Raw genomic sequence first — 22506 nt, 5'->3', positions numbered from 1 at the left:
TTGACTGTAAGAAATTGGATCAGGCCATGTCAGAAGTAGCCCTCGCCACAGCCCCACTGACCGCCCCGCCGGTCATTCAGGCTCTGCTCGCAAAGCTCGCCATCCCCTACACGGAAGTCGCCGAACACCCAGGCTTGAACCCTGCACGCAAGGTTCAAGCGGTGTTGCTGGAAGATGCGGTGGGCGCTCTGATGGTGCTGTTCCCGCAGAACCAACTGCTCGACCTCAACCGCCTCGCCGAACTCACCGGGCGCCGCCTTACCGCCGTGGCGCCGGAGCGCGTCGAGCGCATGCTCGGCAAGCACGCCCTGGCCCTGCTGCCGGGCTTGCCGGCGCTGACCAGCTCGCCGTGCCTGTACGAAGGCAGCCTGCTCAACGAGCCAAGCCTGCTGGTGCATTCGGGTGAAGCCGGGTTGCTGCTGGAGATCGCCAGCGAGCACTTCAAAAGCATGCTCACCAAGGCCAGCGCCGCGCAGTTCGGCGAGCCCCTGAGCAACATCCGCCCGAACCTCGACCGCCCCAATGATGACCGTGAGGAAATCACCCAGGCGATGCAGGCATTCACCGCCCGCCGCATCCAGCAACGCCTGGAAGCGACCATCGAGATTCCGCCGCTGGCCGACACCGCGCAAAAGATCATCAAGCTGCGCGTCGACCCCAACGCCACCATCGATGACATCACCGGCGTGGTGGAAACCGACCCCGCCCTGGCTGCCCAAGTGGTGAGTTGGGCCGCGTCGCCGTACTACGCGTCGCCGGGCAAGATTCGTTCAGTGGAAGATGCGATCGTCCGCGTGCTGGGCTTCGACCTGGTAATCAACCTCGCGCTGGGCCTGGCCCTGGGCAAGACCCTGAGCCTGCCCAAGGACCACCCGCACCAGTCGACGCCGTACTGGCACCAGTCGATCTACACCGCCGCCGTGATCGAAGGCCTGACCCGCGCCATGCCCCGCGCCCAGCGCCCGGAAGCCGGCCTGACCTACCTCGCCGGCCTGCTGCACAACTTTGGCTACCTGCTGCTGGCCCACGTGTTCCCGCCGCATTTCTCGCTGATCTGCCGTCACCTGGAGGTCAACCCGCACCTGTGCCACAGCTACGTGGAACAGCACCTGCTGGGCATCAGCCGCGAACAGATCGGCGCCTGGCTGATGCGTTACTGGGACATGCCGGACGAGTTGTCCACAGCCCTGCGCTTCCAGCACGACCCGACTTACGACGGCCAATATGCCGAGTACCCGAACCTGGTGTGCCTGGCCGTGCGCTTGTTGCGCAGCCGTGGCATCGGTTCCGGGCCGGACGCCGCCATTCCCGATGAACTGCTGGAGCGCCTGGGCCTGACCCGGGACAAGGCGGAGGAAGTGGTGGGCAAGGTGTTGGATGCCGAGGTGCTGTTGCGCGAACTGGCCTCGCAGTTCAGCCAGGCCTGATTCTGTAGCCTGTCAGACCGCTTTCGCGAGCAAGCCCGCTCCCACATTTAACCGAGTTCCAACATGAGAATGCGGTCGAGAATGTGGGAGCGGGCTTGCTCGCGAAGAACCCACCTCGGTCTACCTGAAAGCCTACTTCTTTTTCTTCGGCTTCAAATACTTGGTCAACCCCTGGAACCAGATCACCAGCGCCGGGTTGCCCTTGATCTGGATCGACTTGTCCTGAATCCCCGTCATGAACGCCAGTTGCTTGTTCTTCGCCTGCATCGTGGCGAAGCCGTAGGCGGCATCCTTGAACGCAATCGCAAACGCCGGCGCCGGGTGAACACCCGAGCGGCTGGTGATGCGTTGGTCTTTGACGATGAAGTGACGGGCAACCTTGCCGTCGAGGGTCTGCAACTGGAAGGCCAGGTCTTTATCGCCCAGCTGTTGCTGGAAGGCAGGATTGCTGCGGCTGGCTTTGCCCATCATCAGGCCCAGCACCCACAGGAGAAGACGAAATTTCATGCACACGGCCTCGGGTAATTATTGAGTGGCCGCAGCAGTTTAACGATTTGCAAAAAGAACGCCACCGATCTGGCGCATTGACGGAAGATCGGCTGGCGTTTGACGCTTATAGCAGCATGTTGCTTATACGTTAGGGCAAGGTACCGGTGCCCAGTCGGTCAGGTTCGGATCGCGGCAAGTGCCTTCGATCTGCGCTTTACCGGCGCTGGCGACCTTCTTGCTTTCAGCCTGGCTGACTTTCACGGTCTGGAAGCTTTTCTCGGTATCGACCGCTTCACGCGGCACCACTGGCAGGGGTGGCTTTTTCGGTGGCTTGACCACTTTGTTGCCTTTGTTGGCTTTGCCCGCCGGTGGGACCACCGTTGCGGTGTCGGCCGTGGCCACGGTGACCACGTCAGCACGCTGCACGCTGACTTGTTGCAGGTCTTTTTCGTACGCCTGGTTGTAGTTGTTCAGGTCCTCGGCGGCCTTGCCGTTGACCGCCACGATCAGGTCGTTGGATTCCTTCAGGCCCGCGACGATTTCCGCCAGGCGCTTGCGGCCTTCGGTGTCGTTGACAGTCTTGGCCTTGCGGTCGTTGACCAGCTTGGTGAACGCGCTCTGGTAGCACTGCTGCGACGCCTTGGCGTAGGCGGTGCTGCGGTCGATGTCGGACGCGCTTTTGTTGACGTCGGTGGCGTAGGACGCAATGCGCTGGTTGTCATCGCTGATCTGCTTCTGACGCTCGGTGTAGTAACCCGCCGCGCCACCCGCCAGGGCGCCGCCCGCTGCGCCGATGGCCGCGTTGCGGCCGCGCTTGTCGGAGTCGCCGGTCAGGGCACCCAGCAGTGCACCACCGGCTGCGCCGAGGGCGGCACCGGTGACGACCGACTTGGTCATGTCCGAATCAGTGCTGCGCAGGTGCTGCACCGGCTCGTAGCAGTTCGGGTAGTACTCGACCTTGGTGCTCGACGCGACCTTGGACGCCGGCGACGTGGCGCAACCGGTCAGCACGGTGCTGAAGCCGGCCGCGATCAACAACAAGTGACGCTTGGAAACCGCCTTACGGGAAAAAAGCATAGGTGTGTTCTCTTTTAGTTTGACTTGCCCAGCACGGCCCAACGCCGCCTGAGTCCCTTCCAAGCTCGCCCTACAGCCAGCGCTCATCGCTGACCGCTCGCTGCGAGCAATTCCTTCAAGATCGTCGCCGGGTCGGCCCGCTGTTGCTTGCGGTAGTTGCCGACATGGCGGACGAACAGTGTCGCGCGCGTCACCAGGCTCTTGCCGAGCACCGGCTTGCGATCCAACTCTTCCTTGATCCGTTGAAACTGCGCCTGGATCACCGCATCGGTGTAGCGCGTGCCGGTGGCCAGGTTGTCGATATAGATCGCCACCGCGCCGTCGAGGGCGCTGCGGCCGTTGGTGATGGCCATCGCAAACAGCTGCGCGCTGGCGTCATCCTTGTTGTCCACGGCCTGCTGGCGACTCTTCTGCAAGTTGGCCAGGCGGATGTTGTAGTTGCCGATGGTCTCGGCGACCAACGCCGCCGACTGGATCAGGTTGCCCGCCGCTTCTTCGCGTTGCTGGGCGATCAGCGAGACATTGCGCTTGAGCTCTTCGTTGACCAGCCCCAGCTCCGCTTGCAGCTTGGGATCGGCGCTGGCGGCGATGATGCTGTCCAGGCGCTTGGTTGGGTCCTGGGCGTCGTCGATGGCGTCGGTCAGCGCAGCCAGGCGGCCTTCTTTCTGCCACTGCGCAAACAGCTCCTTGTAGCGCGAACGCGGCGCCGACAACGCACCAATCGCCACGCGAAAACCGGTGGTCTCGTTGCTTTGCTCGGTGCCGTCGGCGCCAAACAACGGGTACTCGCGGCGCATGCCGGTAAACAGCGTGCCTTCGCCTTCCAGGTAGTTGCCACCCTTGACCACAAAGCCGCCATAAGTACCCTGGCGACGTCCGGCGTGCACCAGCTGGAAGGATTCCTGGACCATCTCGGCGGCGTTACCGATCACGTCGAACATCCCGATGGGATTGGGCAGTTTGGTGCCGATGGGCATCAGGCGCGCGGCCTGGCCGGTGCCACCCGCGACCTGGTTGAACACCGCGTAGTCGCCCAGCGGGCCGTCGCTGTCACTGCCTTCGGCGCGGCGCGGGAACAGCCGGCCTTCCAGGTCCTGACGGCTCACCGCCTGGCCGCCACGCGCGGCGAATTCCCATTCGACTTCGGTGGGCAAACGCACAAAACCGACGCCGCCCTCCTCCGCCGACGAACCGCGCCCGCTCACCGGCAGAAGGTCGCGGTGGTATTTCAGCAGCCACGCGCTGTACACCGCCGAGAAGCGCTCCGCTTCAAAGCGCGACAACTTCACCTCTGGCAACCGCCCGGCCATGCCGCTGGGCACGTCGCAGGCCGGCGCCGGTTCGCCACTGGCCAACGACTGCGCCTGGGCCATGACCTGGGCGTATTGGCGAGCAGTCACTTCGTACTTGCCGATGAAGTACAGCATCGGCTTGAGCGGGGTCTTGGCGTCGGTCTTCGGCATCAAGGGCGTGATGACTTTGCTCCACGCCTTGGGCAGGTCCTTGAGGGTGAACTGGCCGTTGATAAAGTCGCGGCGGTAGCCGGAAATGAACGACTGTTGATAACCCGCCTCGCCCTCGGCGAAGGGGTAGCCGAGGCTGATCTCGCGGTCATCCAGGGTGCCTTGGGCCAGCACGTAGACGTAGCGGAACACCATGTTGCCGTCACACGGCAACGGCAGGCTGACGTCGCCTTCCAAGGGTTTTGGATTATCGAGTCTATCGCTCGCTTCATCGGCCCAGGCCATCGAGGCCAGGCTCAGCGCCACGGCGGCGCCCAGTAACTTATACATCTCTGATTCCTTCAGAAGCCTCGATCCGCGCCACTCGCCAACCACCACACAGCGCCGCCACGGCGCTGACGCCCATGACTGCAACCAGGGCCAGGCCGTAATGACGCGCCAACAGGTGGCTGGCGTACTCGCCCGGCACCTGCACGAAAAGTTGATTCAAACCCGCCTCGGCCAGGCCATACAGCCCGGCACTGAGCACGGCAGCAAAACCTGCGCTGTACAGCGCTTGCAGCAGCACAAACACCAATAGCCCGCCGGTGGAAAATCCCAACAGGCGCAACACCGACAATTCCCGGCGCTTGCGCGCCACAGCCGCCAGCGCCCCGGCGAAGATTGCCGCAAACGCCCCCGCCAACGCCAAGCCGCAGATCACCCAGAACACGATCGACAGGTTGCGGCTCAACGACTGCACCTGGGCGATGGTGTGCGCCTGGGTCGACACCAACAGGTTCTGTTCGGCGAAAAACACCCGCAATGGTTCAACATCGGTGAGGCTGCGGGCGTACAGGCGAAACGCTGGATAGATGCGCTGCTCACTCACCGCCTCACCCGTCCAACCCAACGCCGGCACCGCTCGGCCGTCGCGATAATCTTCCGCCGCTTCCAGCAGGCCCAAGCCGGCAAACAAGCCGTCACGGGCGAAGGCCTCCAGCGGCAACACCGCCAGCACCTGCACGCGCGTGCGCTGGGTCTCGACACGCCCTGCCACTTGGCGGGCAAAACGGGTTTCCAGCCAATCGCCGGGCCGGGCCGCAAGCTTTTCGGCGGCGGTGTGGCTGAGCACGATCTGATCGAGACCTCGGGGCATCGGCAGACCGCTCAATAGCGGATCACCCGGCGCCGTCGGCAGCATCTCCAGGGTCACCGCGCCCACCTGCGCCGTCGCCGCAATTTGCCGCGTGCGCGGGAGCGCGAAGGCCACATCGCTACGCTCAGCCAACTGCTCGATAAATGCGCTGCTGAATCGACCACCGCCCAGCGGAATAATTTCACGGGTGGCGGGGTCGTTTTCCAAACGTTCGGTCAAACTGCTAACCAGTCCAAATTTCAGGCCGAACAACACCAGCAGCGGCGCGATCACCGCCACCAGTGCCAGCACGGAACACGCCGACAACCACGCGTCGTTGCGGTAGTCCTGCCAGGCCAGGGACGCCACCAGAGCGATGCGCATCAGCACGCCTCCCCAAGGGTGGCGGTGACGCCGCCGTCGGCGTCGCGGCGGCAACTGATGCGCCGCACCTGCAAGCCACTGGCGCGGGCCAGCGGTTCGTCATGGGTGGCGATCACACAGGCGGCGCGGTGCTCGCGGGCTTGGGCCAGCAGCGCGTGCATCACGCGTTCGGCATTCAGCGGGTCAAGGGACGCCGTGGGTTCATCCGCCAGCACCAGCTGCGGTGCGTGGGCCAAGGCGCGCGCACAACTCACGCGCTGGCGCTGGCCCACTGACAATGCGGCGGGCTTTTTCGCCAACTGGTCGCTGATTTCCAGTTGCTCGGCCAAGCGCACCACGCTGCCGTCGTCCTTCAACCCCAGCAGTTGCCGGGACAACGCGATATTCCCGCGCACATCCAAAAAGCCCAGCAGGCCACCGGTTTGCAGCACATACCCCAGGTGCCGGCTGCGCAGCGCCGCCAGGGCCGATTGCTGATCCGCACGCCACAGCCCGGCAATGTCCTGCTGATGGAATGCAAACCGCCCCACCTGATCCGGCGCCAACACCAGCGCGAGCACATCCAGCAAGGTGCTCTTGCCGCAGCCGCTCGGCCCGACAATCGCCACTTGCTCACCCGCACGCAAATGCAGGGCCGGGATCACCAGGCTATAGCGCTGGCTACCGACGCCCCGGCTCTTGTGCACCGCGCTCAGGTCCAGCATCACGGCAACGTCGACAGCGGCACGCGGTACAACGCGTCACCCGGCTCGGCGTCGCCGAAACGCACCCAATTGGCCAGGTCGTTGTGGAAGGTTTCGTAGAGGCGGATTTTCGAATCCAGTTCATCGATAAAGTCTTCCTGCTCGGCCACGCTCAACGACAACCACAAGTCCTGGGTCATGTTCAGCGACTTGCTGCGGTACGGCAGGCCTTCCAAGTACTCGCCAAGCAGGCCGCCATCGGCCAGGTTGCCGCCCTTGCGCAGGGCTTGCGGATCGCGGCTCATATAGGCCGAAGCGCTGGCGATTTCCTGGAAGAAATCCTTCGGTGAACTCTGGGTTTTGCGCGCCGCATCGACGATCAGTTTCAGCGACTGCTGCAAGTCGTTGAGCTGCAACTTGGTCAGCATCACGCAGACCTGGAACGCCGGCAGCGCCGGGTTTGTGAGGTCGCGGTCGGCGGTCCAGGCGCTGACCAGTTGCGGCGCCTGGCTCGCGGTTTTGTGCCCGAGGAAATCCATGTGCATGGCATAACCGACGGCGGCGGATTTGTCCGACAGGCTCGGCGCACTGCCCAGCAACGGCGACGGCTGTGGCGTGTTGCTGCGCACCTGGTGCACGAGGTTGGCGAACACCGTGCCGATCTCATCCACACGCTGGCCCAACTTGCGCACGTCGCCGCCCGGCACCGCCGTGTAGAGGTCGCCGATCTGCGGGTTGGCGTCGGCGGTGAGGATGCGGTACTGGCTCTCGGCGCCGGCGTGGGTGGCCTTGCCGGCGTCGGTGCGCAGGTGCAGGGCGTAGATCTTGATCTGCTTGCCCAACGCCGCCTGACGCACTTCGGCTTCGTTCATCTGGGTGGCGGCGAACGGGTCGTTCTTGCGCAGCGCGCCGGCGTCGGTGACCAGCAGGATGATGCGCCCGCCGTAGCCCGACCAATCCATGCCATCGACCGCCTGCATCACGCCGGCAAACGCGTCTTCGTTGAAGGAATGGCTGGACACGGTGGACGCCTTGACCTGCCGCGCCATGTCGAGAAAGCGCTGCGGGTCGCGGCCCTGGTCCAGGGTGATGAGCGTTTTGGACACGTATTCCAGGCCCGGCGTCTTCTTCACGCTGCTACGGAAACCGACCATGCCAAAGCTCACGCTGTCCAACTCGCCACGCTCGGCGATGCGGGTTTGCAGTTCGTGGACCACGTCGCGGACCTGGTCGATATAGGGCTGCATCGACACGGTGGTATCGACCACCAACACCACGGCGGTGCGGAACGCATCGGCATTGGCCAGCGGCTTGGCGGCGCGGGTGCCCGGGTCGATGGACGCGACATTGAGCAACTGCACCGGCTGGCCGTTTTCGTCGAAGCTCTCCTTGGCATCGAAGATCGGCAACAGGTAGAACTGGTTCTGCGGCACGGCGCTGGCGGTCGGTTCCAGGGCCAGGACCTGGCTGTTGTCGTCGCTGTTTTTCTGCGCCTTGGCCAAGGCGCCTTTGGCGGCGGCGGGATCGGCCAGGAGCTTTTCCACCTCAGCCGATTGGCGCAGGAACATCACCGGCGCCCGGCCCGAGCGCTCGGTGAACTTGAGCACCAGGCTCTGCTTCCAGTCACTGACCTGGGCCGCCGGCAACCAACCGTCGCTGCGCCCATCGGTGGCGGCGCCGACACGTACCCAGGGACTGCCGTCGACGTCCTTGCGCTGGTACACATAGAGCACGGAGAAGGCCGGTAAGGCTTTGCCCGGCGCACTGCCGGCGTCAGCGGAAAGCTTGGCGCCGGGCTTGCTCAGCACACGTTGGAACAGGGTTTTCTTGCCCGCCATCAACAGCGGGCGCTGGCCGCCGTCCACGTCGGGCGCTACCGGTGCCACGCTCGGCACTGCTGCAATCGGCGGTTTAGCCACCGGTGCATCACTGCCGCTCAACCACCAATAACTGGCACCGCCAATCGCCAACGCCACCGCCACGGCAACCGCCGCCAGCGCCAGAACCGGGCCACGGCGCTGTTCGCTGTGCTGGGTCGGCGGCACCACCGGTTGGCGCACCGGTTGGGGTTTGTCGGTGGGAATCTCGATGGATTCCGGCGTAATCCCCGCCAGATCAAAACTCATCGGAATCGGCAGCGGCCGCACCAAGGTGGCCTCCGGCGCATCCATCGGCAATTGATCCAGCGCCAGCAACAACGCCGCCGCATCCGGGAAGCGTTCGGCGGGATCTTTAGCCAACAGCTTGCGCAGCACGTTCTGATAACGACCGTGGTGCACCGGCAATTCCGGCAACGGCTCGGTCAGGTGCGCCAGCGCCGTCGACAGCGCATCGGTGCCGCTGTAGGGCAGCTTGCCGACGAGGATTTCATACAGCACCACGCCCAGCGCATACAGGTCGGCGCGGCCGTCGATCTCCTGGCCCCGCGCCTGCTCCGGGCTCATATAGCTCGGCGTGCCCACGGCAAAACCGGCCTGGGTGAATTGGGTGCGGTCGTCCAGGGACTTGGCAATGCCGAAGTCCGACAACACCGCCGTACCATCGGCGCGGAACAGGATGTTCGCTGGCTTGACGTCACGGTGCACCAAGCCTTGCGCGTGGGCGTAACCCAGGGCCGAAGCGATCTGGCGGATCAGCGTCACGCCCTGCTCCGGGGTCATGCCAGCGGCGATGCGCTCCTTGAGCGTGCCGTTGGGCAGGTATTCCATGGCCATGTAATACAGCTCACCGACGTTGCCGATGTCATGGATGGTCACCGTGTGCGGGTGCGACAGGCGCGCCAGGGTCTTGCCCTCGCGCAGGAAGCGCTCGCAGAACTGCGGGTCCGCCGCCAGCGCCGCCGCCATCACCTTCAACGCCACTTTGCGCTCCAGCGAGCGCTGGGTCGCCAGGTACACGCTGGCCATGGCGCCTTCGCCGATCTCGCCGTGGATGTCGTAGCCGGGGATCAGGATATTCATGCCGAGACCTTCACGACGATGGTGGTGATGTTGTCCGGCGCGCCCCGGTTAAGCCCCAGGTGCACCAGGCTGCGTACGATTTCGTCCGGCGCGTCATGGCTGAGCACCTCGCGGATTTCGTGGTCTTCGACGGTCTTGTTGAGGCCGTCGCTGCACAGCAGGTAGCTGTCGCCGGGGGCGATCAGCAGGTCGACCACCGCCAGTTCCAGCTGGGCTTCGACGCCAATGGCGCGGGTGACGATATTGGCGCGCGGGTGCACACGGGCATCGGCTTCGCTGAGCAAGCCGCTGTCTTGCAGGTCTTGCACGTAGCTGTGGTCGCGGGAGATGCGCTCCAGCACGCCGTCGCGCAGGCGGTACAGGCGGCTGTCACCGGCCCACACGCACACGCCGCGCAAGCCGCGTGCGGCCAGCAACACCACGGTGCTGCCCATCAGGGTCACGCCACGGTTGGCGGTTTCTTCGCGCACGGCGGCGTTGATGCGGATCAGGTCGTTGCGCAGCGCCGCCGAATATTCCTCAAGGGAGCGGCCCAGCGGCACCGTGCGCAGGCTGTCGACGATCAGGCTACTGACGTAATCCCCCGCCGCATGCCCGCCCATGCCGTCGGCGACCACCCACAGGCGGTTTTCCGGCAGGTCCAGGCAGGCGTCTTCGTTGACCTGGCGCACCATGCCCACATGGCTTTTGCTCGCGGATTTGTACGTCGCGCCCATCTACACCACACCTTCTTGTCCGAGCAAAAACTGCGCAAAATCGTCGGTGGCAGGCAAACCCTGGCACCGCAATAAACCTGGGGCGATCCGTTCAGAACCGCGCCCCCACCACAGGCTGGCGCCTTCGCAGGCCTGTTCGGCCAGCGCCGTCATTCGCCCGTGGGGCAAGGTCGCGGCCACCCGTTGCAGGCCGGCGAAACGGCTGTCCACCGCACGCGGCTCGGTCAGCGGCACGCCAAGTGCGTCGATGCCGGCGTTGAAGCCTTCAAAGGTCGCACCGCTGTCGAGGGTGCTGAGCAACAGCTCTTCGGCCTGCTCGAACCAGGTGTCCGGCCCGCCGACGAGGGACGCCGGATTGGTGTCGTGGTCGAGCAACGTGACCACCGCCAACGGGAAATAGCGCCCGACCCGATCGATGCTCGGCATCACCACGCCCGCCGCCGCGTCCGGCCCGCACACGCCGGGCGCCAGCACAAAGCGCCACAGCGGGCTGACCAGGTACACGTTGAGCCAGTCGCCCCCCAGGCGCTGTTGGCTGGCGAGCAAACCCGCCGCCAGCCAGCTGTCCCACGGGCCGACAAAACTCTGGGGCAAGGCGCGGCTGACAAAGTCGCCGCGGCTGGCCAACTTGCCGTAGAAGCCCACCGTCGTCATAACCGCTCCGGCAGGCTGAAGCCGCTGAGCACGCGGCTCTTGAACGGGTTGAACGCACTGTTGGCGCGCAACTCGTAGGCGATGCTCGCGCCGTCCACGCGCAGGCGCAGGTTGAAACGGTCCGGCGAGTTGCCGGCGCTGAGGTCCGATTGCTCCAGCAGGCGGAACCACGCCCACGGGCCATCCAGGGTCACGCCGGAACGGCCACTGGCCGCAGGCGGCAGGATCGACAGGCGCACCACGCCGATGCTGCCGGGGTTCGGCCATTGCATGGCGACCGGGCGGCTGGGGCCGTGGTCGTAGCTCAGTTGCTGGCCGTCGAGGTCGAGCAAGAACTGGGTGATGGTCGGGTCCATCGACACCGGCTTGAGCTCGAAACGCACGATGGGTTGAGTACCGCCGGCGCGGAAGAACGCATCACGAATCGTCGCGGCACGCTGGAAGGTTTGCAGCACCCCCGGTGCAATCCCCAGCTTCTGCGCCGCGCCCGGCTGCCAGCGCCAGGTCTGCGCGGACGTATCCACGTAGGGCTGCAAGTACTTGCGGAAGTAGTTGTCCATCACCCCGCCGACACCAAAGAACATGCCGAAATCATCCAGCGTCGCGTCACGCGCACTGCCCGGCGACATCGGGTAACGACCCGCCAGGGACTGGCGATACACGTTGACCACTTCGCTCATCCACGCCGCGTTCAGTTGGTTGCGCACGCCGCCCATCATGCTGTTGGTGGTGGAATTGACCACCGACTTGACCATGCCCTGCACCAACGGTGGCTGGCGTTCGGCATTCAGGCTGACCCGCGTGGCCGCAGCCGCCGCCTGGTTCTTCGCCTCGCCAAGCAACGCATCGCCGCTGGCGCCGACCATGGCGCTGACCTGCACATACAGCGCGTTCATGTCGGCCAGCAAACCGTCGATGGCCGCCGGTTCACCGTCGTTCTTGCTGACGATGCTGTTGAGTTCGGCAAAGTGCGCGGTCACCGGATCATCCGTTGCCGGCGCTGTGTTGGTGCTCGGTTGCTCTTGGCCGAGCAGGTTGCCCAGGCGTTCCTTGAGCTTATCCACCCCGCCTTCCACCGGCACGCCCTTGGCGGCCAGCTGGCGTTCTTCGGCTTGCAGGTCGGTTTCCTTGGCCACCGCCACCAGCAGCTTTTTCAGCGGCGAGGTCGGCCCGGAAATCACCCGCAGCACATCGGCGGCCTGGGCCACGCTGGTGATGGGCACAAAGTCGATGTCGGCGAGCAGCGCATCCCACTGGCGCTGGTAATCCTGGAAGTACAGGCGGCGTACATCCCCGGCGAGGCTGATTACGTTCTGCTGATCGGCCTGCTCATGGCCCAGCACCCATTGCTCTTCGGCGAGGGTGCCGGTCTGGTTCAGGCTGCTCAACAGGAACGCCTGGCGATAGCCTTTGGCGGTGAAGAAACCACTCAACGGCTCGCCCAACGGCTTGCCACTTTTACGGCTGAACACCAGCGCCGCATCGCGGCCAGCCGCTTCGCTGAGACGGAAATCGGCGATGCCTTCCGGCAGTTTCTGGCGCTTGACCCGGTCGTACACGCGCTGGGCCACCGGCAGTTGTTGCAACTGGCGGCGCAGGTCGTCGATCAAGCGCGGATCAAGCCGCGCATTCGGCGGATGCCGCTCGAACAGCGCCTGCAAGTGCCCGGCCAATGCCTGGCGCTGATCCGCCGGCAAGTCCCGAGGCAGGTTGCGATCCCAGTCGAGGGCGATCCAGGCCTTGATGAAGTCCGGGTCGTAATGCTCGCTGTCGGCGAGCATCAGGTAGGCCTTGAGGCCTTCGTAGAGGAAGTCGGAATTGCCGCCGCCGTGCAGTTGTTCCTCGATGCGCGTCACCAAACGCGGCGCGAATACGGCGATCAGCAGCTTGCGATAGACGCTGGCCGACTCGGCTTCAAGCATGTCGCCCTGATACAAGCCCAGGCCTTCGGACATGCCCGGTGCATCCCCGGCGAGGCTCTTCACCGCATTGAGCAGCGGCAGCACGGCAAGCACGTCGCGTTGCGCCGGGCTGAGGTTCTGCACAGCCTGACCCAGCGGCGCGACCTTCTGATCGACCTGGGCGATATAGGCCTGGTTGGCGCGGTAACTCACCCACCACAGGCCGCTGACCACCACGACCAACGCCACGGTGGCCGCGAGCACACCCCGGGCAATCCACTTGCGCCGCCGCTCGACCTTGGGGTTCACCCCCACCAGCCCACGCTCGGCAAACGCCACGGCGGTAAACAGTTTTTCGATGAAGTAACTGCGCCCGGTGCCGCTCTGGCGTGCCAGGTGCTGGCGGTCGAGGTTCATGCTCTGCGCCATGGCCCCGATCAGGCGGTCAATCGGGCTGCCTTCCTGGGTGCCGCTGGTGAAGTACACGCCGCGCAGCAACACGCGCTCTTCAAAGGCGTTGGGTTTGAACACGCCTTCGAGGAAGCTTTGCAGGCAATCCTTCAACGCGCCGAACTGCTGCGGGAAGCCGTAGATCAGGTCGCGCCGCGCCGGGTCGCGTTCCTGTTGCAGGCGCTCCACCAGGCGTTCGTTGAGGCGCTGTTCAAGACCTGCGAATTCGCTTTGCAGCTGGGCCAGCGGGCTGTCGCTGTGCTTGCCGTCGTCCAGGGCAAAGGTCATGCCCCACACCTGGGCGCGCTCTTCCTTGCTCAGGTTGTCGAAGTACTCCATGAAGCCCGGCACCAGGTCGAGCTTGGTGAGCATCAGGTAGATGGGGAAACGCACGCCCAACTGGGTGTACAGCTCCTGGATGCGCAGGCGGATCGCGGCGGCGTGGGCGGCGCGCTCGGCGTCGCTGCCGAGCAGCAGGTCCGAGAGGCTGATGGCGATAAAGGCGCCGTCGATGGGGCGGCGCGAACGCTGCTTTTTCAGCAGGTCGAGAAAGCCCAGCCACGCGGCTTTATCCACCGTGGAGTTGCTGTCCTGGGTGGTGTAGCGGCCAGCGGTGTCGAGCAACACAGCCTGGTCGGTAAACCACCAGTCGCAGTTGCGCGTGCCGCCGACGCCACGCACCGCGCCGGCGCCCAACTGCGCGGCCAGCGGGAAATGCAGGCCGGAATTGACCAGCGCCGTGGTCTTGCCCGAACCCGGTGGGCCGATGATTACGTACCACGGCAGTTCGTAGAGGTTGCGCCGCTCATCGCCACCGAGCTTGGCTTTTTTCAGCAAGGCCAGGGCCTCGTCCATGCGCTGGCGCAGGGTGCCGAGTTCTTCGGCGGTGGCCACGCTGTTGGGATCGGCCGGCGTTTCGGCGGCCAGGCTGCGCAGCACTTCGGCGGCTTGTCGCTGCGCCTGGATGATGCGGAACACCCGGTAGGCGAGCCACACCGCAAAGACCAAAATGATCAGCGCCCAACGGCGCCCTTCGGGCACCAACACGTCGAGCAACGGCCCGACAAACCAGATAATCAAACTCAGGGCGATCAGCCCGAGCAACGGGATCACCCAGCGAATCATGAAACTGAACAACGCCTTCACTCGACGCCCTCCGCCAATACGGTGATTTCTACCCGACGATTGCGGGCGCGGCCTTCGGCTGTGCTGTTGGTGGCCACCGGCTCGGTGTCGCTGCGCCCTTCGGCACTGAAGCGCTCACCCTGGCCAGTCTTCGCCGCCAGGATATCCAGCACCGACTTGGCCCGCGCCTCGGACAGCGCCCAGTTGGACGGGAAGCGCAGCGTGGCAATCGGGCGGTTGTCGCTGTGCCCGGTGACGCGCACCTGGCCCTTCACTTTGCGGATGGCATCGGCGATGCGCAGCATCAGCGGCTGGTAGTCATCGACAATGCTGGCGCTGGCGGAGGCGAAGAGTTCGTCACCGCGAATGGTCACCACGGAGCGGTCCACCGCATCTTCCACGGCCACCCGACCGGCCTTGATGTCGTCCACCAAAAAACCCGCCAGGCGTGGCCGCTCGATGACTTTCGGCTGGGCCACGGGGCGGTCGATGGCCTGCACCGGGATCTCGCCCAGGGCATGGATATTCTTGAACACCGGCTCCGCATCCGCCGCCAGTTTGAGACGCAGGCCGAACAGCAGCGCCAGCAACAGTGCCACGCCGATGGCCACGGTGATCCACGGCGGCATGAATTGCGCCAGGCGATCCCGCGCCACAGTGACGCCACGCCAATGGGGCGACAGCTCACGTTCGTGTTCGCCACGGGCGCTGCGAATCGCCGCCGCCGTGCGCTCGCGCAAGGCTTCCAACTGGCTGCGCCCGTCGCTCATCACGCGGTAACGGCCTTCGAAACCCAGGCACAGGCACAGGTACAGCAACTCCAGCAGGTACAGGCGTTCCCGTGGGCTTTGCAGGCAATGGTCGAGCAACTGGAAGACTTTTTCGCCGCCCCAGGCTTCGTTGTGCACGGTAATCAACAGGCTTTGCTTGCCCCAATCACTGGTGCTGCCCCACGGCGTGCTCAACACCGCTTCATCGAGGGCGGTGCACAGCGCGTAACGCGCCAGCAGCACTTCGTTGCGGGCGATGCCGGCCGCTTCGGCGCGCTCTTCGAACTGGCGCAGGTACGCCAGCAATTGCGCGCGCAGGCTGGCTGGCGCCGGGTGGGCGATGGTCTTGCGCAGACGCGTCAGCAGCGCCAGCAACGGGCCGGCGGCGCTTTCCAGGGGGTTGAGGCCCTGGCCCTTGCCGGTGAGCATCGGCGCGGCCGGCACCGACAAGGGCGCAGGTTCGGCACGCGCAGGTTCCGGCGCACGGCCACCGGGGCGCGGCATGAACTGGGTGCGATCGTCATCATTGGGGTGCATCGCGGATTATCCTCGGATCGCCCAGAAGGCCAGGTTCAAGCCCGGGAACTGCCCGGCGATGTGGAAGGCGAAACCGCCGGAGTTGTGCAGTTGCTGCCAGTGCTCGCTGCCGCGATCCAGCTCGTAGTAGGTGGAGCCGGCGTGATACGGGATCTGCCGTGGCGCCACCGGCAACGGCAGCAGGCTGATGCCCGGCAGTTGCAGGTTGACCATGTCGCGGATGTGCTCCACCGAGCCGACTTTGCTTTGCTGGCCGAAGCGTGCGCGCAGGGTTTCGGCGGGCACGTCGGCGCGTACCACCAGGATGAAACTGGCGCTGTCGAGCAGGGTTTTGTCGGCCAGCATCGCCACGTGGATGCCGTAGGCCTTCTCCACAATCGGGATCGGCGTGGCCTTGCTGTCGATCAGCATCGACAGCGCTTCACGCAGCGCCAGCATCACCGGGGCGAAGCTCAGGGCCAGGTCGTCGTGTTGGTATTGCGGGTATTCCTGCGGGCGCCGACCTGCCGTGGAGAAGGTCGAGAACTCGCCGGCCAGGCTCACCAGTTCGCTGAAGAAACGCTCCGGGTGCAGCGGGCTCAACTGGTTGAAATGCTGGAGCAGCGGCTGCGCGCGGTTGACCAGTTGCAGCAGCATGAAATCGGCAATCTCCGACGCACCACCGGCGCCCGAGGCGACCACGCGGCCCGCCAAGGCCTCGCCACGCTGGTGCAGCAGGCCCAGCAGTTCGCTGCGAAAGGCTGCCAGCGGTTTGCTCGCGGCCACGTCCAGCACCGGAGGGATGTAAGTGTCGTCGAGCACCAGTGCGCGGTCGGCGCGTTTTTCCTTGATGCGTACCAGACCGATGGCGGCGTAGTCGCTGATGCCGTCTTGCGCGGTCAGCAGGCGCAAGGCGCGGGAGCCCACGGCCACCGGCGCGCGGTTTTCGAACGGCGCGTTGTCGTCGCGCACTTCGCGCACCTGGCTCACGTAGCGCGCGGCTTCCAGGGCTTCGCCCTCATCCACGGTATCGCGGGCGCCGGCGCGCTTGAGCGGCAAGGCCAGGTAGACCAGGCCGTCGCGCAGGTGGTCGTCGATATTCAGCGGGCTCGGCGCCAGGTCATCCTGGGGGATATTGAACGGCGTGCCATCGGGCAACAGGCCGCGTGCCGAGACAATGGCCAGCTTGCCCTGGGCCAGCAAACCCTGGTCGATCAGCAGCTCGGAGAAGCCCCAGCTGCCGGCGGACAACGGGCGGCTGCGGGCGTCGATCAGGTTTTCCAGGTAACGGTCATGCTGCTGGAAGTGCTGCGTTCCGATGAACATGCCTTCCGACCAGACCACGCGATTGTTCCAGGACATGGGGGCTCCGATTGCTTGTTAGTGGGCTGGGCTGGATGGGGAGGCCACGACGTCGGCGCGCACGGCACGCACATCGAGGCTGATCTGGTATTCGGTGTATTGGCGCGCGGGCACGTTGACCACCGTGCGCCATTGCGCGCGGTCCAGCTCGCGGTAGCCCACCAGCAGGCCGATCTGGCGGGTGGACGGGTCGAGGTCGCGCTGGAGGCTCAATTGCTGGCCGGGTTGCAGCACCACTTCGTCCTGGTCGAGCAGGTCCAGGCCGAGGGTGGATTGGGCGCGGTCGGCCAGGGCGAAGTAATCGGAACGGGCGAAGGTGGCGGCGTTTTTCAGTTCGAAGATGCGCACCCGCACCGGCGCAGCCTGACCGTTGGCGCCGGGGTTGAGCCCGCTGATCGCGTGGAAGTGCAACTCGATGGCAGCGGTGTCCGCTTCAACCTCGGGGGTCGCGGCGGGCGCGACGACGTCTTTGGCACACGCCGTCAGCAGCAGCACGGTGGCGACTGCGAGTAAAAACCTGGGAATCATCCTGCGTCCTCAATGACGTACTTAGCTATCCGTTTAATCCATGTCGTGCGGTTTTTAGCGACGCTGTCGTGCGCTGTGGTCTTCGTAGGCGCGGCTGAATTCGCGGCCGAACAGGTCCTGGAAATCGTCCTGGGCCTCGCGGGAAATATTGCTGTAGAGCTCGGTGAACTGCTGCCAGTACTGGGCCTGGCGCGAACCGTTGAACAGGCTCGACAAGCCGCCGGGCTTGCCCATGCGCTCTTCCAGTTGCGCCGGTTCAAAGCGCGTGAGCAGGTGCTTGATCGCCGCTTCCACGCCGGCCATCACCGCCAGTTGGTGCGCGCGCAGGTCGTTGAAACTGTCACGCACGGCGGCGTCCGGCGCCATAAACGCCTGGTTGCCGTGGCGAAGCAGCAGCAGTAACGCTTCGTCGGCGTTGGGGGCGAACTTCAACGGATTGTTTTCGGCGGGTTGGATCATCGTCTGCTGCATGCGGAACTCGCCCTTGAGGCTGGCGCGGGCACGCAACACGTCGATCAGGCCTTCGACCATCAGGCGGTAGCTGCGGCCGATGTTTTCCATCTGGGCTTCAGCCTGGGCCTTGTCGAGGTTCAACTGGTCGAGGCCGGCGCCACGCAGGAAGGCTTGCAGCAAGTCGGGTTGTGGCGGGGTTTCGACCACCGGTGGCGGCTGGATAACTGGCGCGACGACAGGTGCGGGGGCGGGCGCGTCGGCCAACAGGTCCCAGTCATCCGGGATCACCGAGGCCGAGGCCACGGGTTTTTCGACGGCAACGGGGGTCGGCGGGCGGAAGTCGTGCTGCTCGCTGGGCACATGATCGGCCACGGTCGGCGGCGGTACGGCGCTGGGGCTGAGGAAGTCGAACAGGTCCGGCAGGGTGTCCATCGACGAGGCGCCCTGGAACTGCGGCGCGATCACCGGCTTGTTCACCACGGCGCCCATCAGCGCTTCAAAACTGTTCGCGGCATCGGCGGCAAAGGGCTGGCTGTCGCTGGCCTGCACGTTGAAGTCGATCCGCGCCTGGATCTCGTAGTCACCGATGCGGATCAACTCGCCATTTTCCAGGGGCTCGCTGTTGCCGCGACGCAAACGAATACCGGCGCTCACCAACTCCACACCGTTGGTGCTGTTATCGGTTAAATAATAACGGCCATCTTTGTATTGAATAACGCAATGTTGCGAGGAGACGAGGCGCTCAGGGTCAGGCAATACCCAGTCATTGTCCAAACTGCGGCCAATAGCCATCACGCCCTGATCCATGGACTTTTCGGCGCATTGGCCTGGGGTGATCTTGTGATAACTAGTGATAGTCAAACACAGCGACATCTTGCCTCCTTGCTGATACTTCGCGCGCGCTCTACTTCCTGGACGTTAGTTCCAGAAAGTCTCTCCATAAGGTCGTGCAACCCACCGTAAAACCTTGCAACACCCGCACAATTGCTGATCTTAACCGGGCTCCATGACAAAAATCCTGTCCCGGTACGTTGTTAGACCCACCCGTCGCGCAGGTTGTTAAGCACCGCACATCTGTCACAGAGGGCGAATAGCTTACCTTGACAAGGCGTAAGTACTACACCAAAAATGCACAACTTCTCAGATAACCATGATGGCACACTAGTGGCATCTTGCTTATATGACCGAGAAAACATGCAAAGTTCCCTGCGCAACTAATGCATGCATTGCCCGCCATCTAACGGGCTGATAAGGAGATCAAATCAAGTGGATGTGCCGTTGCTGCTCGCCGCCGTTTCCGCGAATTCGCCGTGTGGCGAAGACATGGAATATGACGCGGACTTTCTTCAACTAGAGCGTGCCGCCAAGGGCCAGCCCGAGCGCAGCATGGGCGACTCGATCCTGCCCGCTGAGCCACCGCAATGGCGCGACATCCAGCAGCAGAGCCTCGACTTGCTGCAGCGCAGCAAAGACCTGCGCATCACCCATTTCCTGCTGCAAAGTGCCCTCGCCCTCCAGGGTGTGGCCGGGCTGGCGCAAGCCCTCTCGTTGATAAACGCGCTGCTGCGTGACTACTGGGCCGAGCTGCATCCACGCCTGGACGCCGACGACGATAACGACCCCACCGTACGCATCAACGCCCTCACCGGCCTGACCTGCGACACCAACATCCGCCTGCTGCGCGAAAGCATCCTCACGCGCTCGCGCACCTTCGGCCCGGTGAGCCTGCGCGCGGCGCTGAACGCCAGCGGCCTGCAGTCGTTTGCCGATGAACAACTCGGCGCCCAGCAGCTCCACGCCGCGTTTCTCGACAGCGACCCCGAGCAGCTGCAAGCCACCCGCGATGCGTTGAGCGCCGCGCGGGCGGCCTGCGAAGCCATCGAGCAGCAGGTCAACGAACAGGTCGGTTCCGCCCAGGGCGTGGACCTCAGCGCCTTGAAGCAACCGCTCAAGCAGGCGTTGCAAATCCTCAATCAAGCGGTGCCCGGCACCGATAGCAGCAGCGTTCCCGAGGCCGTCAGTGAAGACAATGCCCCCTCGGTCGAATCCGCCGCTGCCCCCGCAGCACCGCGCCCGCTGGGCGATATCGCCAACCGCGATGACGTGTTGCGCAGCCTCGACAAGATCCTTGCGTACTACACCCGGCACGAGCCTTCGAGCCCGCTGCCGGTGCTGTTGAACCGGGCGAAGAACCTGGTGCACGCCGACTTTGCGGCGATCGTGCGCAATCTGATTCCCGACGGCATGTCCCAATTTGAAAACCTGCGCGGCCCGGACGGCGAGTAAACCGCCCGGCCGTGCAGTAACAACACCGTCGCTCAAGCGACCAGGAGCAGCAACGTGGCGAAGCAAAGTTCTCAGAAATTCATCGCGCGCAACCGCGCGCCTCGGGTGCAGATCGAGTACGACGTCGAGCTCTACGGCGCCGAAAAAAAGGTCCAGCTGCCCTTCGTGATGGGCGTGATGGCCGACCTCGCCGGCAAGCCCGCCGAGCCTCTGGCGCCGGTGGCCGACCGCAAGTTCCTCGAAGTGGACGTGGATAATTTCGACTCGCGCCTCAAGGCCATGCAGCCGCGCGTGGCGTTCCACGTACCCAACGAGCTGACCGGCGAAGGCAACCTGAGCCTGGACATCACCTTCGAAAGCATGGACGACTTCAGCCCGGCCGCCGTGGCGCGCAAGGTCGATTCGCTGAACCAGCTGCTCGAAGCCCGCACCCAACTGGCCAACCTGCTGACCTACATGGACGGCAAGACCGGCGCTGAAGAAATCATCATGAAGGCGATCAAGGACCCGGCATTGCTGCAAGCACTTGCCAGCGCGCCCAAGCCTGCAGGGGAGCAGTAATCATGAGTGACAATACCGCCCGCGAAGGCGCGCCGATCCTGGGCGCCACCGAGGAAGCCAGCGAGTTCGCCAACCTGCTGCTGCAAGAATTCAAGCCGAAGACCGAGCGTGCCCGCGAAGCCGTGGAAACCGCCGTGCGCACCTTGGCCGAACAAGCTTTGGCGCAGACGGACCTGGTGTCCAACGACGCGATCAAGTCGATTGAATCGATCATCGCCGCCATCGACGCCAAGCTCACCGCCCAGGTCAACCAGATCATCCACCACCCGGATTTCCAGCAGCTGGAAAGCGCCTGGCGTGGCCTGCACTACCTGGTCAACAACACCGAGAGCGATGAGCAGCTGAAGATCCGCGTGCTCAACATCTCCAAGCCGGACCTGCACAAGACCCTGAAGAAATTCAAGGGCACCGCGTGGGACCAGAGCCCGATCTTCAAGAAGATGTACGAAGAAGAATACGGCCAGTTCGGCGGCGAGCCTTACGGTTGCCTGGTGGGCGATTACTACTTCGACCAATCGCCACCGGATGTGGAACTGCTGGGCGAGCTGTCGAAAGTCTGCGCCGCCATGCACGCCCCGTTCATCGCTGCGGCGTCGCCAACCGTGATGGGCATGGGCTCGTGGCAGGAACTGTCGAACCCGCGCGACCTGACCAAGATCTTCACCACCCCGGAATACGCCGGCTGGCGCTCCCTGCGTGAATCGGAAGATGCGCGCTACATCGGCCTGACCATGCCGCGCTTCCTCGCGCGCCTGCCGTACGGCGCCAAGACCGACCCGGTGGAAGCCTTCGCCTTCGAAGAAAACACCGACGGTGCCGACAGCTCCAAATACACCTGGGCCAACGCCGCGTACGCGATGGCGGTGAACATCAACCGTTCGTTCAAGCACTACGGCTGGTGCTCGCGCATCCGTGGCGTGGAGTCCGGCGGTGAAGTGGAAAACCTGCCGGCCCACACGTTCCCGACCGACGACGGTGGCGTGGACATGAAGTGCCCGACCGAAATCGCCATCAGCGACCGCCGTGAAGCGGAGCTGGCGAAGAACGGTTTCATGCCGCTGCTGCACAAGAAAAACACCGACTTCGCCGCGTTCATCGGCGCGCAGTCGTTGCAGAAACCGGCCGAATACGACGACCCGGACGCCACCGCCAACGCCAACCTGGCCGCGCGCCTGCCGTACCTGTTCGCCACGTGCCGCTTCGCCCATTACTTGAAGTGCATCGTGCGCGACAAGATCGGTTCCTTCAAAGAGAAGGACGAGATGCAGCGTTGGTTGCAGGACTGGATCCTCAACTACGTGGACGGTGATCCGGCCCACTCCACCGAAACCACCAAGGCCCAGCACCCGTTGGCCGCGGCCGAGGTGATCGTGGAAGAAGTGGAAGGCAACCCGGGGTACTACAACTCCAAGTTCTACCTGCGCCCGCACTATCAGCTGGAAGGGCTGACCGTGTCGCTGCGCCTGGTATCGAAGCTGCCTTCGGCGAAATCCGCCTAAGCAATCCGCTCGTCTGTGGGAGGGGCTTGTGTGGGAGCGGGCTTGCTCGCGAAAGCGGTGGGTCAGTCGAAACATCTTTGACTGA

General features: G+C 64.5%; 17 protein-coding genes. 4 read left to right on the top strand and 13 right to left on the bottom strand.

Annotated features, from left to right (window positions below):
- Positions 1 to 26: 26 nt before the first annotated feature.
- On the top strand, positions 27 to 1427 hold the full coding sequence (locus tag NUV89_RS13975) for an aminoacyl-tRNA deacylase and HDOD domain-containing protein (protein WP_257781774.1): 1401 nt from the start codon (positions 27 to 29) through the stop codon (positions 1425 to 1427).
- A 132-nt stretch (positions 1428 to 1559) separates the two neighbouring features.
- On the opposite strand, the gene NUV89_RS13970 is transcribed toward NUV89_RS13975, so the two are convergent.
- From NUV89_RS13970 to tagH, 13 genes are all read right to left on the bottom strand, one after another.
- Positions 1560 to 1934: a hypothetical protein gene (locus NUV89_RS13970; RefSeq protein ID WP_017735747.1), complete on the bottom strand. Its 375-nt coding sequence runs from the start codon at positions 1932 to 1934 to the stop codon at positions 1560 to 1562.
- 123 nt (positions 1935 to 2057) lie between these two features.
- Entirely contained in the window at positions 2058 to 2993 is a 936-nt protein-coding gene (gene tagQ / locus NUV89_RS13965) for a type VI secretion system-associated lipoprotein TagQ (protein WP_257781773.1), read from the bottom strand.
- Positions 2994 to 3076: 83 nt separating this feature from the next.
- Entirely contained in the window at positions 3077 to 4786 is a 1710-nt protein-coding gene (locus NUV89_RS13960) for a formylglycine-generating enzyme family protein (protein WP_257781772.1), read from the bottom strand.
- Positions 4779 to 5957 carry an ABC transporter permease gene (locus tag NUV89_RS13955; protein WP_257781771.1) on the bottom strand — a complete coding sequence of 393 codons (1179 nt, stop codon included), beginning with the start codon at positions 5955 to 5957 and terminating at the stop codon, positions 4779 to 4781. Before NUV89_RS13955 ends, NUV89_RS13960 begins: the two co-directional genes overlap by 8 nt.
- A complete protein-coding gene (locus NUV89_RS13950; RefSeq protein ID WP_257781779.1) occupies positions 5957 to 6661 on the bottom strand; it encodes an ABC transporter ATP-binding protein in 705 nt (234 codons plus the stop codon). The genes NUV89_RS13955 and NUV89_RS13950 overlap by 1 nt, the downstream gene beginning before the upstream one ends.
- Positions 6661 to 9600 (bottom strand): serine/threonine-protein kinase, encoded by a 2940-nt coding sequence (locus NUV89_RS13945; protein WP_257781770.1) that lies wholly within the window; start codon positions 9598 to 9600, stop codon positions 6661 to 6663. The genes NUV89_RS13950 and NUV89_RS13945 overlap by 1 nt, the downstream gene beginning before the upstream one ends.
- Entirely contained in the window at positions 9597 to 10316 is a 720-nt protein-coding gene (locus NUV89_RS13940; protein ID WP_257781769.1) for a PP2C family serine/threonine-protein phosphatase, read from the bottom strand. The genes NUV89_RS13945 and NUV89_RS13940 overlap by 4 nt, the downstream gene beginning before the upstream one ends.
- Positions 10317 to 10970, bottom strand: coding sequence for a type VI secretion system-associated protein TagF (tagF, locus tag NUV89_RS13935; protein ID WP_124526935.1), 654 nt, complete (start codon positions 10968 to 10970; stop codon positions 10317 to 10319).
- The gene (tssM, locus tag NUV89_RS13930) at positions 10967 to 14467 is read right to left on the bottom strand and encodes a type VI secretion system membrane subunit TssM (protein ID WP_257781768.1); all 3501 of its coding nucleotides are present in this window, start codon (positions 14465 to 14467) and stop codon (positions 10967 to 10969) included. Before tssM ends, tagF begins: the two co-directional genes overlap by 4 nt.
- Positions 14464 to 15753, bottom strand: a complete 1290-nt coding sequence (locus NUV89_RS13925) for a DotU family type VI secretion system protein (protein ID WP_257781767.1) — start codon at positions 15751 to 15753, stop codon at positions 14464 to 14466. The genes tssM and NUV89_RS13925 overlap by 4 nt, the downstream gene beginning before the upstream one ends.
- Positions 15754 to 15759: 6 nt before the next feature.
- Entirely contained in the window at positions 15760 to 17094 is a 1335-nt protein-coding gene (gene tssK / locus NUV89_RS13920; RefSeq protein WP_257781766.1) for a type VI secretion system baseplate subunit TssK, read from the bottom strand.
- A gap of 18 nt (positions 17095 to 17112) precedes the next feature.
- A complete protein-coding gene (tssJ, locus tag NUV89_RS13915) occupies positions 17113 to 17622 on the bottom strand; it encodes a type VI secretion system lipoprotein TssJ (protein ID WP_257781765.1) in 510 nt (169 codons plus the stop codon).
- Positions 17623 to 17676: 54 nt separating this feature from the next.
- Complete coding sequence (gene tagH, locus NUV89_RS13910) at positions 17677 to 18948, bottom strand: type VI secretion system-associated FHA domain protein TagH (protein WP_257781764.1); 1272 nt, start codon at positions 18946 to 18948, stop codon at positions 17677 to 17679.
- A 393-nt stretch (positions 18949 to 19341) separates the two neighbouring features.
- Here tagH and tssA point away from each other — a divergent pair, with 393 nt between their 5' ends.
- Genes tssA through tssC form a run of 3 tightly spaced genes read left to right on the top strand, consistent with a single transcriptional unit; the run spans position 19342 to position 22421 of the window.
- Complete coding sequence (gene tssA / locus NUV89_RS13905) at positions 19342 to 20361, top strand: type VI secretion system protein TssA (RefSeq protein WP_257781763.1); 1020 nt, start codon at positions 19342 to 19344, stop codon at positions 20359 to 20361.
- Between the two features lie 54 nt (positions 20362 to 20415).
- Positions 20416 to 20922, top strand: coding sequence for a type VI secretion system contractile sheath small subunit (gene tssB / locus NUV89_RS13900; RefSeq protein WP_003195557.1), 507 nt, complete (start codon positions 20416 to 20418; stop codon positions 20920 to 20922).
- A gap of 2 nt (positions 20923 to 20924) precedes the next feature.
- Positions 20925 to 22421 carry a type VI secretion system contractile sheath large subunit gene (gene tssC, locus NUV89_RS13895; RefSeq protein WP_257781762.1) on the top strand — a complete coding sequence of 499 codons (1497 nt, stop codon included), beginning with the start codon at positions 20925 to 20927 and terminating at the stop codon, positions 22419 to 22421.
- Positions 22422 to 22506 lie beyond the last annotated feature (85 nt).

Source organism: Pseudomonas sp. 18.1.10, assembly GCF_024655625.1.
Lineage (GTDB): Bacteria > Pseudomonadota > Gammaproteobacteria > Pseudomonadales > Pseudomonadaceae > Aquipseudomonas.
This window is presented reverse-complemented; position numbering and strand designations above follow the sequence as displayed.